Genomic DNA, 15,414 nt, shown 5'->3' on the forward strand with positions numbered 1-15,414 from the left:
ATCATTGCTGCCAATTCGAAACGAGTTCGTGTTCGTCGATACGCCGTGCCCGCCGCCGAATGCAGATCCAATAAGCCGCGAACACGATCGCGAGGCTCACCACGCCGAGCCACAGCGGCTTGCGCTGCTCGGGAATGAACGCCATGGCGACCAAGATACCGAGCATCCCGGCAATCGATAGCCACGTCAGATACGGAAAGCCCCACATCTTCACGCGCAGCCTGGCGGTGGCGGATTCGTCCAGCCGGTTGCGCAAGCGCAGTTGCGAAAAGGCGATCAGCACGTACACGAAAATGGCGACCGTACCGTACGAATCGACGAGAAAGGCGAACACCGTGTCCGGCGAGATATACGACATCACCACGGAGCCGTATCCGAATAGCGTGCCGAGCAAGATCGCGCGCACCGGCACGCCGCGAGCGTTGACCATAGCCAGCGAGGCCGGCGCATCGCCGTTGCGCGTCAATGCGAACAGCATGCGCGACGCGGCGTACAAGCCGGAATTGAGGGCCGAGAGCACGGCCGTCAGCACGATCGCGTTCATGATGTTCGCGGCGGCGGGCAGGCCCATCGCCGTGAGCGCGCTGACGTAAGGCGTGGCCATGGCCGGCGAATTCCACGGCACGAGCGCGACGACGAGCGCGACCGAGCCGACGTAGAACACGAGCACGCGTGTAATGACGGAATTCGTCGCCTTGGCCACCGCTTTCGCCGGTTCGCGAGCTTCGGCCGCCGCGATCGTGACGATTTCCGCGCCGAAGTAAAAGCCCGTCGCCGCGACCGCGCCGCTCATGACCGGCCCGAAGCCGAGCGGCATGAACCCGCCGTGACCCAGCAGTGTCGGCAGAACCGAACCGGTATGCATGGACGACGGCCAAAGTCCGCACACGTAAAGGCCGCCGAGGAACAAGAAGACGATGATCGCGCCGACCTTGATCGACGAGAACCAAAACTCGAACTCGCCGTAGCTGCCGACCGAGATCAAGTTCGTCGCCGTCAGGACGATCAACAGACCGAGGCTAATCAGCCAAGCGGGCGCATCGGGCAACCAGAACTGAATGAGCTTGGCGCCGGCCACCGCTTCCAAAGCGACCACGATGACCCAAAAGTACCAGTACATCCACCCCGTCAAGAATCCCGCGAGCCGTCCCGGCCCGCGCCGGGTCGAGAACGCGAGGCGCGCGTATTCGTAGAACGAACCGACGGCCGGCATCGCGCACGCCATCTCGCCGAGCATGCGCATCACGAGGACGACGAGTCCGCCCGTGATCAGAAACGAAAGAATGGCCGCGGGGCCCGTCTGCCGAATCACGACGCCGCTGCCGACGAACAGGCCCGCTCCGATCACGCCGCCAAGCGCGATCATCGTCATATGGCGCTGCTTCAGTCCGCACTTCAAATTGCCATCGTCCGTCGAATGCATGTCTTCTCCATATCGTAATGAATGTCTACCACGGCCAAGCGGCTGCCCCGGGGCGTATGCACGCCCCGTCGCAACGATCGGCTCACCGGTTTTTATGGTCTGCGGCGCGACGGCCGGCCGTTATGCGGCCGACGTCGCTTGCATGAATGGATCGATCGCCGCCGTAACGGCAATCGACGAAAGTGGCGCTAAGGCGTAATGCGCAAGCCCGTCAGGGCCGTTCGTCGCGCCTGAAGTATTGGAGGTAAAGCAAACGCTGTCCGATCCGCCGAAACGGCGCGAACGGATGGCCCGGCAACGGGCTCGTGAAGATCGGCAGCGTCAGATGCGCGCTCTTGCCCGCGATACGCTCTGCGAGCCGGCGGCCCGCTTGCTGCGAGTACGACACGCCGTTGCCGCCGTAGCCGAGCGCGTAGTAGACCGATTGCTTGGGATCGGGCTGGCAGATGCGCGGCATCATGTCGTGACTGACATCCACCCATCCCCACCACGAATAATCGATTTGCACGCCGCGCAAAGCCGGGAACTTGCGAGCCATGCCTTCCTTGAGCAAATCCAGATGGCGCGGATGCGGCGCATCGCGGCCGGTGATCGCGCTGCGGCTGCCGATCTGCAAACGCCGGTCCGGCAAAAAGCGATAGTAAAAGCGCAGCGTGCGGGTATCGGTCAGCACTTGCGTCGTGCGGAAGTTGCACGCGCGGATTTCCTCGTCGGTCAGCACGCGCGTGACCATCGAGTTCGAGAGAATCGGCATCACCTTGCTGCGCAACGACGGATGCAACGTCTGGGCCGTATAGGCTCCCGTCGCGATACCCACGGCTCGGGCGCGCACGATCCCGCCGGGCGTATGAAGGTGGTGAATACCGTTGATCGTTTCCCAGCCGAGCACCGGGCTGCTCGTATGCACCTTCGCGCCGGCCTCGCGTGCCAGACGCAGATAGCCGAATGCAAGCTTGGCCGCATGAATGCCGATGCCTTCGGGTTCGTGCAGCGCACCGGCCGCCTCGTGATCGTTCAAAAATTCCCGGCGGAACGTCTCGGCGCCGAGCAGCTCGGACGGGTAGCCGAATACGTCCTTCCAGACCTTCGCTTCGGCCGCGAGCTTTTCCATGATGCGCGGTCGATGCGCGATCAGGAAGTGGCCGCCCGGCTGCGGATCGCAATCGATCTCGGCCACGAACGATTTGAAATGATCGAAGCCTTCCAGGATCTCTTCGTGCAACTTGAGGGCGACACCTTTGCCCCAGCGCTCGACCCATTGCGAACGCGATAAGCGGCCCGATGCGTTTTGCGCCTGTCCGCCGTTACGGCTGCTGCAGCCCCAGCTCGTCCGGTTCGCTTCGAGCACCACCGCTTTGATACCGTGCTCGCGCGCAAGACATAGGGCCGTGGCGAGCCCCGTGTAGCCGGAACCTACGATCGCCACGTCGACATCCATGTCCTTCGTGACCGGGCCGTCGTCGGGCGGCGGACTGCCGGCGGTCGCGATCCAGTACGTCGGCGCATAGTCTCGTCCTTGCCCCGGCCCCGGCGATACGAGCGGGTCGTAGGTCGGATCGTAGCGCCGATCGGCGGTATCGCCCTGCGCGAAACCGCTCGTGGCCCGCTCGACTGAGGTGTATTCCATGTACCTATCTCCTGATTGTTCTATTCGATCGACCTCGTGTCGATGCATCGACGCGGCGATCCGTCGAGGAAAGTGTAGGTAGGCAGATATCGGCGAGGTAGAACCAGTGGCGGGTATTCACTTGGACCAGCGCGCGCCGAATGGAAACGTAGCGCGATCGGCACGGAATGTTCCGCCGGCGCTCATCAGCAAAAACGAGCATAGGCGCAGCGCGCTTCTTGGCTCACGCTACGAACTGAAACAAAATGGTTCATTGGCGATCGACGGCGAGCGCTCCGTATGTGCCGACACACGCCGACACACGCCGCACGCGCCACTACCCGCCGTCCTCGCAGGAGACTCATGTCCGCCACCGTCACCGAACCCGTGTCCGCGCCGGCCGAGGATGCGCGCGTACTGCGTGCGCTCGCGGTCCTCGAAGCGCTGGCGTCGGCCGGTCAACCGTACACGCTGTCGCAGTTGGCCGTGCGTCTGCGTATCCCCAAAGCCACCTTGTTGCGGATGATCGAATCGCTCGAATCGCGCGGCTACGTCATGCACGTTCCCGATTCGCGCGGGCACGATCGGGCCATCACGCTCGGGCCGCACGCGGCGCAATTCGCGCTCTCCGCGCTCGCGAACAATACGTTCACGCGCGCGTGCAGGTCGGTGTTGCGCGCGCTCGTCGAGATCTTGGGGGAGACGTGCAACCTCACCGCGCTCGATAACGATGCGGTGCTGTACGTGGAGCGTGTGGAGACGACCGAGCCGTTGCGGCTCGAGATGCGTCCCGGTATGCGGGTGCCGTTGCATTGCACCGCGAGCGGCAAGCTATTCCTTTCGCAAATGACGACGCTGGAACGCAATGCGATGCTCGAACGGCTGACGTTGAAGAAGATGACCTATCGAACGTTGATCGACCCGCGGCAACTCGTTGCCGAACTCGAGCGCTTGGGCCCACGCGGTGTCGGCATCGACAATGAGGAATTCGTGCGGGGCATGGTGGCCGTGGCGGTGCCCGTTCGCGCCGCCGACGACGGACGCGTGCTCGCTTCGCTGGCCGTGCACGCGCCGACCGCGCGCGCGACGCTGGACGACTTGCTGGAGGCCGTGCCGCGAATGCGCGAAGCAGCGGCGCGGCTCGCCCCGCTGCTATCGGTCGCCGAAGCCTAGCCGAGGGCAGCAGGAAGCCGGCGAGCGAGGCCGGCCTCGCCGTTCATTGCATTGCGGCTGCATTCCGGCTACATGCCCGCTCAATGCGCGAGAATGCCCATCGCCTGCTTCTTCAACTCGAGAAAATGCGGCTCGAAAGCCACTTGCGGCGTGCGCGGCCGCTCGAGTTCGATCGGTACATCCAAGGCGACGCGCCCCGGCCGGGACGACAGCACGACGAGACGCGTGCCGAGAAAAATCGCTTCGTCGATATCGTGCGTGATGAAGACGATCGTGCATCGCAGTTGATCCCACAGCGCGGTGAGGAACGTTTGCATTGCACTGCGCGTTTGAGCGTCGAGCGCACCGAACGGCTCATCCATCAGCAGCACCTTCGGTTTCATGACCAGCGCCCGCGCAATCGCCACGCGCTGCTGCATGCCGCCCGACAGTTGATAGGGCCTGTGCTGCGCGAAGTTTTCAAGTCCGATCGTCCGTAGGATGTCGTTCGATGCCCGGCGGCGTTCGTCCTTCGGTACCGAATGCAGCGACAAGCCGAACTCGATGTTTTCCTGCACGCTGAGCCATGGAAACAACCCGGCCTGCTGAAACACGACCACCCTATCCTCTCCAGGCTGCGCCTTCACCTCGCCGTCGATGAAGATGTTGCCCTTCGAGGGCAGCGTCAAACCGGCCAGCAGATGCAGCAATGTCGTCTTGCCGCAACCGGAAGACCCCAGCACGGTGACGAACTCGCCGCCCTGGAATTGCAGATTGATGTTTTCGAGCGCCGACACGGCGCCGAACGTCTTGTACAGGGAATCGATGACGATATTCAAGTGCGTCTCCTGCTGACCGGGTAAGCGCGTGCATCGAATTCGATGCGCGATTCAATGGGCGAGCGACTGCGAATACTGCGGTGCGACATTGCTTTCGAAGCTCGCCGGCTCGCTTTGAATGCGTCCGATCGAATGCAATACCTTGGCCGTGTTGACGAGCGTTTCATAGGTGGCCGACGTCTTCACGCCCGCGCCCGATCCCATGACCTTGGGCGTCGTTTGATCGGCACCGGAAAAGAGCTCGTAGCCGGCCAACTCGCTTTGCGCGACGGGCACCGTCACGCCGGTTTGACGGGCCATCTCGGCGAGCGCTTTGTCGCGATCCTTTTGCGTGACCTGATAGCCCGCATCGAGCGCCGCCACGAAGCCGCGCACGAGATCGGGGTGCGCTTTCGCCCAGTCGGCATTGGCAATGCAAACGTTATAGCTCGACGCGCCGCGCGGTAAGTCCCCATCGGTTTTGATCGCCTTGCCGCCCGCCGTGCGCAACGCGCTGAATACGGGGTCCCAGACGATCGCCGCGTCGATCGCGCCCGTGACCCAAGATGTACGCATTTGCGGCGGCGCCATGTTGATTTGCGTGACCGACGAATACGGCACGTGCGCCTGGGCGAGAAACGTCGCCAATTCGAACGAGGCCTGCGAGCCGGCCACGATGGCGATCTTCTTGCCTTGCAGGCCCGCTACGTCGTGAATCCCGCTTTCCGGCTTGACGACGATGCCGGCCGCGTTCGTGTAGCGCTCCTGGTTGTAGACGATCGTCATCGGCAAGCCTTGCGCGATCGCGGTGACGAGCGGCGGCACGCCGAGGCCGCACATGAACGACAAGCTATTGGACGCAAGCGCGCTCATCGCCGCGGGCCCCGAGCTGAACAGCTTGTACTCGACGTCGGCATTCATATGACGTTCGAAAAGATGCTCGGCCATCGACACCATGTACGGATCGGCGCCGTTGTCTTCGTAGCCGATGATGACCTGCGGCTTGCTTTGCGCGTGGATCGAGCCGGCGCTCATCGCACAGCCGAGAAGCGTGGCCGCCATGGCGGTGCGGATCGCAAATTTCGTTTTCATGCTTCGTCTCCTCAGATGGTTCGAATCACTCGTGGCCGCGCCAGGGCACGATCCAGTTCTCGAGCTTGCGTATCACCAACTCCATGGCATAGCCGATCACCCCGATGATGACGATGCCCACGATGACCACGGCCACTTGCAGTGCTTGTCCCGCGAATTGCACGAGCCAGCCGAGCCCGCTGCTGGCCGCGATCAGTTCCGCCGCCACCAAGCAGGTCCAGGCGACGCCGATCCCCACGCGCATCGCCGTGAAGATCTCCGGCATCGCGGACGGCAGCACGATCCTGCGAAAGATTTGCGCGTTGGTCGCGCCCAAGGTGCGCGCCACGGCAATGCGCAGCGGCGGTGTGCTCTTCACGCCCGACATCGTGCCGATGATGATGACCGGGATCGTGCCGACGAGGATCAGGATGGCCTTGGGCAACTCGCCGATGCCGAACCAGACCACGAGCAGCGGAATATAGGCGAGCGGCGGCACCGGCCGCACGAACTGCAAGAGCGGATCGATGATGTCGAAGACGACCTTGTTGCGCGACATGAGCAGACCGACGGGCACGCCGATCAAGACGGCCCCGACGAACCCGATCACGATGCGAAAGCAACTGATCAGGATGTCGTCGAGCAGCGACTGTCCGCCGTAGCCGTTGCGCACGATCTCGACGAACGCTTGCCAGACTGCCACCGGAGAAGGCAGCGCGAACGCCGGAAACACGCCGGCCATCGACACCGCCTGCCAGATCACGACGCAAATCGCAATGACCGCCGCGGTCAACCAATACGAACTCATGCCGGCCCGCACGCGGCGCAATTTGGGCTTCGGCTCGCCGGACGCCTCTCGGCGTTCCATCGTTTTGCCGTGTTCGGGAAGGGCTCTTACTCTCACTGACGTCTCCTGAAGTTCTCGATGCGATGCCCAAGACAACCACTAAAAGTATAGTCAGCGCGACCGTGCATCCCTGTCGGTCCGGAGCCCTTCGCTCGCTTGCCGGCGCGTTGGTTTAGTGAAGGATTGTCAATCAATAAGGTACCCGGTAGTGCCACGTGAAAGGTTCCGATGGGTCCAGCGCGGAGGGCCGCCCGTAGCCGTCGTCCGAGCGCCGCGCCGCGCGCTGGCCCCACTGAAATACGCGAACTGGCGCTACCTTCGTATACCCGCACCCTTTAACGTCTCCCTATCCGCAACTCGGGCAACTCGGTAACTCGGGCATCGCCCGTATCGCGCATTCGACAGGAGACATGTATGACCGACACATCCCTCGCCCCATCCCAGGTGACGGCCGAGACGCTCGCGGCGTTTTCCGACGCCTTCAACCGCCATGACGCAAACGCGCTGATGGGCTTCATGACCGAGGATTGCGTGTTCGACGCCGCCGCGGGTCCCGACGTGCACGGCATACGCTTCGTAGGCCGTGACGCGGTGCGCGTCGCGTTCGAAGCCGTTTTCGCGAGTTTCCCCGACGCCCACTGGGGCCAGGGGCGCCATTACGTCATCGGCGAGCGCGGCGTCTCCGAATGGGTCTTCACCGGCACGCACACGCAGGGCTGGCGGATCGAAGCGGAAGGCTGTGACTTGTTCGAGTTTCGCGACGGGCTCATCGCGCGCAAGCGTGCGTTCCGCAAGGAGCGCCCGAAGCAGCCTGCTTGACGGGCGCGACTTCCCATCGCCCCGCTCGAACCGAGCGTTTTGAAACGAATCATTTCATTTCATTCCGAATTCGCGTGGGTCTTCAGGGAATGACTTGACCCGAGTTCGGCACTGCCTAGTATCTGGAACGACCTAGTTCCGTCAAATGACCATCGGAGACACCCTATGAGCGAGCAATCCACCTCCCAGCGCGCGACGGCCAGCGGCCCGCAAGACATGACGCCGTCCGAAGCCTTCGTCGAAACGCTCGCGGCCAATGGCGTGACCGACATGTTCGGCATCATGGGCTCGGCGTTCATGGACGCCATGGACATCTTCGCGCCCGCGGGCATCCGCCTGATCCCGGTCGTGCATGAACAAGGCGCCGGGCACATGGCCGACGGCTATGCGCGCGTATCGGGCCGCCACGGCGTCGTAATCGGGCAAAACGGCCCCGGCATCAGCAACTGCGTCACGGCGATCGCGGCTGCTTATTGGGCCCACAGCCCCGTCGTGATCGTCACGCCCGAGGCCGGGACCATGGGCATCGGCCTGGGCGGCTTCCAAGAAGCGAATCAATTGCCGATGTTCCAGGAATTCACGAAGTATCAGGGCCACGTCACGCACCCCGCGCGCATGGCCGAATTCACGGCGCGCTGTTTCGATCGCGCGCAGGCCGAGATGGGCCCCACGCAGTTGAACATTCCGCGCGACTACTTCTACGGCAAGGTCAAAGTCGAGATTCCGCAACCGCGCAAACTCGATCGCGGCCCCGGCGGCGAGCAAAGCCTGAACGAAGCCGCCGAATTGATCGCGCAAGCGAAGTTCCCCGTCATCATCGCGGGCGGTGGCGTGGTCATGGCCGATGCCGTCGACGAATGCAAGGCCTTGGCCGAGCGCTTGGGCGCCCCGGTCGTCAACAGCTACTTGCACAACGACTCGTTCCCCGCGAGCCACCCGCTCTGGTGCGGGCCGCTCGGCTATCAGGGCTCGAAAGCGGCGATGAAGTTGCTCTCGCGCGCCGACGTCGTGATTGCGCTCGGCTCGCGTCTGGGGCCGTTCGGCACCCTGCCCCAGCATGGCCTCGATTATTGGCCGAAGGACGCGAAGATCATCCAAATCGATGCCGATCACAAGATGCTCGGCTTGGTGAAGAAGATCTCGGTCGGCATCTGCGGCGACGCCAAGGCGGCCGCCGGCGCGCTTACGCAGCGGCTGGCCGAACGCGTGCTGGCAAGCGATGCGACGCGCGGCGAGCGGGCCGACCAGATCGCCGGAGAAAAAGCCGCTTGGGAGAAGGAGCTCGACGGCTGGACGCACGAACTCGACGGCTACAGTCTCGACATGATCGAGGAGCAAAAGCACGAGCGCACGTTCAACGGCGGCCGCTATCTGCATCCGCGCCAAGTGCTGCGCGAACTCGAGAAGGCGATGCCGGCGGACGTCATGGTCTCGACCGATATCGGCAACATCAACTCGGTCGCCAACAGCTACCTGCGCTTCGAGAAGCCGCGCAGCTTCTTCGCGGCGATGAGCTGGGGCAACTGCGGCTACGCGTTCCCGACCATCATCGGCGCGAAAGTGGCGGCGCCGCATCGTCCGGCCGTCTCCTATGCGGGCGACGGCGCGTGGGGCATGAGCCTCATGGAGACGATGACGTGCGTGCGGCACGGCATTCCCGTGACGGCCGTCGTGTTCCACAACCGGCAATGGGGCGCGGAAAAGAAGAACCAAGTCGACTTCTACAACCGCCGTTTCGTGGCCGGCGAGCTCGATAACCAAAGCTTCGCAGCAATTGCGCGGGCGATGGGGGCCGAAGGCATCGTCGTCGATCAGTTGGAGGACGTCGGGCCGGCGCTCAAGCGTGCCATCGATATGCAGATGAACGAAGGCAAAACGACGATCATCGAAATCATGTGTACGCGCGAACTCGGCGACCCGTTCCGCCGCGACGCGTTGTCCAAGCCGGTACGCCTGCTCGAGAAGTACAAGGATTACGTCTGAGGATCGCCGTGAAAGCTCTGAACCGCATCATCGAAGCCGCGCGCATGTCGCCGATGCGCATCGTGCTCAGCGAGGCCGAAGATCCGCGTGTGCTCACGGCCGCCGTTCGGGCGAGCCGCGAGGGCATCGCGCGGATCGTCTTGGCCGGCAATCCGGACGCGATCCGCGCGGCGGCCGCGCGCGAGGGCCTCGCCTTGGAGGACATCGCGCTCGTCGATCCGGCCGAATCGGAATGGCGAGCGCCGTTCGTCGATGAGCTCGTCGCATTGCGCGGCAGCAAAGGCATGACGCGCGAGCGAGCGGAAAGCGAGGTACTCAATCCGCTCGTTTTCGCGGCGTTGATGGTGCGGCGCGGCTATGCGGACGGGTCCGTGGCGGGGGCCGTCCACACGACGGCCGACGTCGTGCGCACGGCGATTCAGTTGATCGGCATCGAGCCTTCGTTCAAGCTCGTGTCGAGCTTCTTTCTGATGATGCTGTGCGAGCCGTTCCATCGCTACAAGGGCGGTCTCGTGTTCTCCGATTGCGCGCTCGTGGTCGATCCCGACGCGCAGCAGCTTGCCGAAATCGCGATGGCCGCCGCCGACAGCGCGCGCAGTCTCTTGATGGAAGAGCCGCGCGTGGCGATGCTCTCGTTTTCGACGAGCGGCAGCGCGCATCACGCGCACGTCGACAAGGTGATCGAGGCCACGCAGCGCGTCAAAGCGCTGCGCCCCGGCCTTGCCATCGACGGCGACGTGCAACTCGATGCCGCGATCGTCGCCGAGATCGCCGAGCGCAAGATCGAACACTCGCAAGTGGGCGGGCATGCGAACGTGCTCGTCTTCCCGAATTTGGACGCCGGCAACATCGGCTACAAGCTTGCCGAGCGAATCGGCGGCGCGAAGGCGATCGGACCGCTGCTGCAGGGACTGAACTACCCCGCCAACGATCTTTCGCGCGGCTGCAGCGCGGAAGACGTCTTCCACGTGATCGCCGTCACGGCCGTGCAAGCCCAGGCCGCGCACGAACGTCAAGCCCATCGGTCCACGGAGCCGCATGCGGCTTGAAGTACCGGCAGCGGCGCGCTAACGGCGCGCCGCGATCCATTGCGCCAGCCCCACCAAGCGGGCCATATCGATCGGCACGGTGGGATCGAGCGCCGCGCAGTGACGATAAAAGTATCGCGGGTTTTGCCCCAGCCCGAGCCCGATCACTTCCACCTCGCCCGATCGCGCTTGCCGATCCAGCACGTCTTTCAGATGCGCGTCGAGGTACGACCCACCGTTCGCCTGCGCGGTTGCCGCATCCATCGGACTGCCGTCCGAAATCACGACCAAGATCCGGCGCGCGCTAGCGTGCGCGGCGAGCCGCGAGCACGCCCATTGCACCGCTTCGCCGTCCACCCCTTCGCGGAACAAATCCGGCTTGAAGAGCGCCGCGATCGACGCGCGCGCGCGCCGCCAACTGTCCTCAGCGTCCTTGAACACCATATGGCAAAGCTCGGTGAGCCGCCCGGGCCGCGGCGGGCGGCCGCGTGAGAGCCATTGCATCCGCGCGCGGCCGCCGTTCCATGCGCCGGTCGTGTAGCCGAACACTTCCGTCGAAACGCCGGCCTGCTCGCAGGCACGCACCAAGACGTCGATGAGCATCGCTACCGGTTCGACGTGCGCCTTCATCGAGGCCGAGCAGTCGGTTAGAAAACCCACGACGCAATCTCCGCGCGGACGCATCCGCTCCCTCATGAATACGCGCCGCTCGGCCGGCGAGGTGACGATTTGTGCGAGACGTCTGCCGTCGATCCGCCCATCGTCCTCGCCGAACGACCACCCGTCGCGCTCGGGAATGGCAAGCGCCGCGCGCAGGACGCGCGCGATCCGCGCGACGTTGATACGCTGCGTGGCAATGCGTTCATCGAGCCGTTCACGGTATTCGCGCAGCAAGGCTTCTCTGACCAAGGTGCTCGCGCGCACCTCTCGATCGAATTGCGTCGTATACGCGCGATAGGTAGGCGCACCGGCGGCGGCATGCCCGCTCTCGTGCTCGCCCGAACCGCCCGGCGCCGGCTCGCCCTGCTCATCGACGTCGAAATCGAAATCGACCCACAACGAAAACGACGTCAACGCGTCGAGGGGTTCACGCGCGCCGGTTTCGGTATCGGCCGCGAACATCTTACGTTCGTGCTCGAGCATCGAAGCAATGCGCTGAGCCAAGGCGCGGGCATGCGCCGCGAACTCGCGTTGATCCTCGCGATGGCGGCGCAACGCAGCAAGCTGTGCGCCGATCGCGGGCACGATGGCCGCGCGCGTCGCCTCGATCAAGTCTTTCGTTTCCTCGAGTACGGGCCATCCCGTCACTCGCGACCAAGCGATCTGTAAGACGGTGTAGACGAGGATACCTAGCTGGCCATCGACGAGTCCCGAACGGCTGTATGCACGCAGCCAACCCTCGAAGCGATGTCGAAGGTTTTCTGCGAGGCCGACCAGCGCCGGCGGCGCGAGCGCCTCGCAACGCATCTGCTCGAACAATTCGAACAGTATTCGCTCGACAGGGGCTTCGGGCAACATCGATCGATGCAACGCGGCGTCGGAAAAGACGAGCCGCATGGCAGCGCCGTCAGCCGCGCCGCGCAGGGCCGATAGACGTTCCTCGAACGCATCGGCGCGCACGTGCGGCGCGTGAAGCGGCAACGGTCGAGACTGGCGGCAAAGACGGCCGTCCCGATAGTGCAATGCGCGATCGCCCGAGAAGGCGCGCACGACCGCCGCGCACAGCGCCTCGTTGCGCAGGGCGACGGATAAGGCATCCACTGTCTCGCTCATGCGCCAGGCGACGGTGCGCCGCCCTCCGATTCGCTTTCCACCGCTTCCGGCTCCAACTCGACGCCGAAGCACCGTTGATAGAGTTCGGCGACGATCGGCCACTCGGATTCGTCGCATTTGTTCAAAAAGGTCAGGCGAAACGCGAGCATCGGATCGCGGAAGATTTGGCAATTCTCCGCCCAATCGATCACCGTGCGCGGCGACATCAGCGTGGAAAGATCGCCCGTGGCAAAGCCCTTGCGCGTCAGCGCGGCCATACCGACCATCGCTTCGACGAGCGCGCGGCCCTCGCTGTCCGCCATCTCGGGCACGCGCGCCAGCACGATCCCGGCCTCTTCCGCCGGATCGAGATAGTTGAGCGTCGCCACCACGTTCCAACGGTCCATCTGCGCATGATTGAGCATCTGTGTGCCGTGATACAGACCGTTCAAATTGCCGAGGCCGACCGTGTTCGTCGTGGCGAACAAGCGGAAATACGGATGCGGCCGGATCACCCGGTTTTGATCGAGCAGCGTGAAGCTGCCGTCGCGCTCGAGCACCCGCTGAATCACGAACATCACGTCGGGACGCCCCGCGTCGTATTCGTCGAAAATCAGCGCGACGGGCCGTTGCAGCGCCCACGGCACGATGCCCTCCTGAAACTCCGTGACCTGGCGCTCGTCGCGCACGACGATCGCGTCCTTGCCGACGAGATCGAGCCGGCTGATATGACCGTCGAGGTTGACGCGCACGCAAGGCCAGTTCAAACGCGCGGCGACCTGCTCGATATGTGTCGACTTGCCCGTACCGTGCAGCCCTTGAACCATTACGCGGCGATTGCGCGTGAAGCCGGCCAAGATCGCCAACGTCACCTCGGCGTTGAAGCGATAAGCCGCGTCGATATCGGGCACGTGCTCGTCACGCTCGCCGAACGCCGGCACCCTCAGATCGACGTCGATGCCGAATCGCTCGCGAACCGACACCGTGCAATCGGGCGTCCCCTGCATAAAATCCTGCGTCACGCTCTCTCCTCGCGATCGTTCGATCGCCCAGCCGCTCCAGTCCGCTCCACGCCCACTCTCGCAGCGAAGTCTATCGGCACGCGGCCCCCGCCGATAGGACCAGTGGGCCGGTTTCGGCTGGTACAGCCCCGAGTGGGGGCCTTTTGATCCCGATTCGATACTTTCCGTTTCAGTTTGGCCGCGCGCGGCGCTTGCGCGCTTGCGTGCGCCGCCGTCATCCACGACATTGAAGCGAAAACCGGGAGAGGCCGTTCATGGAACTGGAAGTCGACTACTTGATCGTCGGCGCGGGATCGGCGGGCTGCGTGCTTGCCAATCGCCTGAGCGCGGACCCGCGCAATACGGTGTTGCTGCTCGAAGCGGGCGGTGCCGATACGAATCCTTGGATTCACGTGCCGGTGGGCTACTTCAAGACGATGCACGACCCCGACCTCGATTGGTGCTATCGCACGGAGCCCGACGAGAACGTCGACGGCCGCCGCATCGATTGGCCGCGCGGGAAAGTGTTGGGCGGATCGAGTTCGCTGAACGGCTTGCTGTACGTGCGCGGGCAGCGCGAAGACTACGACCGATGGGCCGCACTCGGCAACCGGGGTTGGGGCTATGCCGACGTGTTGCCGTACTTCAAGAAGTCGGAGGACCAGGAGCGCGGGGCCGATGCTTATCACGGCGTGGGCGGCCCGCTCAAAGTCTCCGACCTGCGCCTGCGCCGGCCGATCGCCGATCGCTTCATCGCGGCCGCGCAGGAGATCGGCATTCCGTTCAATCCCGATTACAACGGCGCGAGCCAGGAAGGCGTCGGCTACTTCCAGCAAACCGCGCACAAAGGCTTTCGCTGGAGCACCGCCAAGGGATTCTTGAAGCCGGCGCGCAGCCGCGCCAACCTGCACGTCGCCACGCGCGCCCAAGCCTGTCGCGTGCTGATCGAAGGCAATACGGCGGTTGGCGTCGAGTTCATCCGCGACGGCCGGCGCACGATCGCGCGCGCACGTTGCGAGGTGATCCTCGCGGCGGGCGCCATCGGCTCGCCGCAGCTTCTTCAGCAATCGGGCATCGGGCCGGCGAACCTGCTGCACCGTGTCGGCGTCACCGTCCATCGCGATCTGCCCGGCGTAGGCGCGAATCTGCAAGACCATCTGCAAGTTCGCCTCGTCTTCCGCACGCGCGAACGAACGCTGAACGACGAAGTCAATCATCCGCTGCGCAAAGCTTGGATCGGCGTGCAATACGCGCTGTGGCGCACCGGGCCGCTGACGCTCGCCGCCAGTCAGGTCGCGATCTTCACGCGCTCGAGCCCGAACGTCGAGCGGCCCGACATCCAATTTCACATGCAGCCGCTCAGCGCCGACAAACCCGGCCAAGGCGCACATCCGTTTTCCGCGTTCACGGCGTCGGTGTGTCAACTGCGCCCGTTCAGCCGCGGCCGCATCGAGATCCGCTCGGCCGATCCGCTCGAGTATCCGCTCATCCATGCCAACTATTTGTCGGACGAGCGCGATCATCCGGTCGTCGTCGGCGCGATCAAGGTCGCGCGCCGCATCGCCGCCGCGCCGTCGCTCGCGCCGCATATCGTCTCCGAATACGTACCGGGCACCGAGTACGCGAGTGACGCCGATTTGCTCGACGCCGCCCGGCGATTCAGTCAGTCCATCTATCACCCCGCCGGCACCTGCAAAATGGGACACGATCGTCTCGCCGTCGTGGACGACCGGCTGCGCGTGCATGGCGTCGCGCGGTTGCGCGTGGCGGATGCGTCGATCATGCCCGAGCTCGTCTCGGGCAACACCAACGCGCCCGTCATCATGATCGCCGAGAAGGCCGCCGATATGATCCTCGAGGATCATGACGGCCGTGTCGTAGCGAAACCCGAACATATCGAAGCCGGCGTTTGAG

12 protein-coding genes are annotated in these 15,414 nt (G+C 64.2%); 5 read left to right on the forward strand and 7 right to left on the reverse strand.

Annotated features, from left to right (window positions below; all coding sequences use genetic code 11):
• Window position 1 precedes the first annotated feature (1 nt).
• Complete coding sequence (locus tag C0Z18_RS30100) at window positions 2-1,423, reverse strand: amino acid permease (protein ID WP_102649106.1); 1,422 nt, start codon at window positions 1,421-1,423, stop codon at window positions 2-4.
• Between the two features lie 211 nt (window positions 1,424-1,634).
• Window positions 1,635-3,050 (reverse strand): NAD(P)/FAD-dependent oxidoreductase, encoded by a 1,416-nt coding sequence (locus C0Z18_RS30105; RefSeq protein ID WP_102649107.1) that lies wholly within the window; start codon window positions 3,048-3,050, stop codon window positions 1,635-1,637.
• 342 nt (window positions 3,051-3,392) lie between these two features.
• Here C0Z18_RS30105 and C0Z18_RS30110 point away from each other — a divergent pair, with 342 nt between their 5' ends.
• Window positions 3,393-4,202, forward strand: a complete 810-nt coding sequence (locus C0Z18_RS30110; RefSeq protein WP_102649108.1) for an IclR family transcriptional regulator — start codon at window positions 3,393-3,395, stop codon at window positions 4,200-4,202.
• Between the two features lie 80 nt (window positions 4,203-4,282).
• On the opposite strand, the gene C0Z18_RS30115 is transcribed toward C0Z18_RS30110, so the two are convergent.
• The 3 genes from C0Z18_RS30115 to C0Z18_RS30125 are packed head-to-tail and all read right to left on the reverse strand — an operon-like array spanning window position 4,283 to window position 6,974.
• Window positions 4,283-5,020 carry an ABC transporter ATP-binding protein gene (locus C0Z18_RS30115; protein ID WP_102649109.1) on the reverse strand — a complete coding sequence of 246 codons (738 nt, stop codon included), beginning with the start codon at window positions 5,018-5,020 and terminating at the stop codon, window positions 4,283-4,285.
• 51 nt (window positions 5,021-5,071) lie between these two features.
• Window positions 5,072-6,091: a taurine ABC transporter substrate-binding protein gene (locus C0Z18_RS30120; protein ID WP_102649110.1), complete on the reverse strand. Its 1,020-nt coding sequence runs from the start codon at window positions 6,089-6,091 to the stop codon at window positions 5,072-5,074.
• A 25-nt stretch (window positions 6,092-6,116) separates the two neighbouring features.
• Window positions 6,117-6,974 (reverse strand): ABC transporter permease, encoded by an 858-nt coding sequence (locus C0Z18_RS30125; protein ID WP_233217549.1) that lies wholly within the window; start codon window positions 6,972-6,974, stop codon window positions 6,117-6,119.
• Window positions 6,975-7,331: 357 nt separating this feature from the next.
• On the opposite strand from C0Z18_RS30125, the gene C0Z18_RS30130 reads away from it, so the two are divergent.
• The 3 genes from C0Z18_RS30130 to pta all read left to right on the forward strand — a co-directional run bounded on the left by C0Z18_RS30130 (window position 7,332) and on the right by pta (window position 10,768).
• Window positions 7,332-7,736 carry a nuclear transport factor 2 family protein gene (locus C0Z18_RS30130; RefSeq protein ID WP_102649112.1) on the forward strand — a complete coding sequence of 135 codons (405 nt, stop codon included), beginning with the start codon at window positions 7,332-7,334 and terminating at the stop codon, window positions 7,734-7,736.
• A gap of 165 nt (window positions 7,737-7,901) precedes the next feature.
• A complete protein-coding gene (gene xsc / locus C0Z18_RS30135) occupies window positions 7,902-9,719 on the forward strand; it encodes a sulfoacetaldehyde acetyltransferase (protein ID WP_102649113.1) in 1,818 nt (605 codons plus the stop codon).
• A gap of 8 nt (window positions 9,720-9,727) precedes the next feature.
• Entirely contained in the window at window positions 9,728-10,768 is a 1,041-nt protein-coding gene (pta, locus tag C0Z18_RS30140) for a phosphate acetyltransferase (protein ID WP_102649114.1), read from the forward strand.
• Window positions 10,769-10,786: 18 nt separating this feature from the next.
• On the opposite strand, the gene C0Z18_RS30145 is transcribed toward pta, so the two are convergent.
• Both C0Z18_RS30145 and C0Z18_RS30150 read right to left on the reverse strand, forming a co-directional pair.
• Window positions 10,787-12,520 carry a cobaltochelatase CobT-related protein gene (locus C0Z18_RS30145; RefSeq protein WP_102649115.1) on the reverse strand — a complete coding sequence of 578 codons (1,734 nt, stop codon included), beginning with the start codon at window positions 12,518-12,520 and terminating at the stop codon, window positions 10,787-10,789.
• Complete coding sequence (locus C0Z18_RS30150) at window positions 12,517-13,506, reverse strand: AAA family ATPase (protein ID WP_102649116.1); 990 nt, start codon at window positions 13,504-13,506, stop codon at window positions 12,517-12,519. Before C0Z18_RS30150 ends, C0Z18_RS30145 begins: the two co-directional genes overlap by 4 nt.
• A 269-nt stretch (window positions 13,507-13,775) precedes the next feature.
• On the opposite strand from C0Z18_RS30150, the gene C0Z18_RS30155 reads away from it, so the two are divergent.
• Window positions 13,776-15,413: a GMC family oxidoreductase gene (locus tag C0Z18_RS30155; RefSeq protein WP_102649117.1), complete on the forward strand. Its 1,638-nt coding sequence runs from the start codon at window positions 13,776-13,778 to the stop codon at window positions 15,411-15,413.
• Window position 15,414: the final 1 nt, after the last annotated feature.

It is taken from the genome of Trinickia dabaoshanensis, from assembly GCF_002879885.1.
GTDB classification, from domain to species: domain Bacteria; phylum Pseudomonadota; class Gammaproteobacteria; order Burkholderiales; family Burkholderiaceae; genus Trinickia; species Trinickia dabaoshanensis.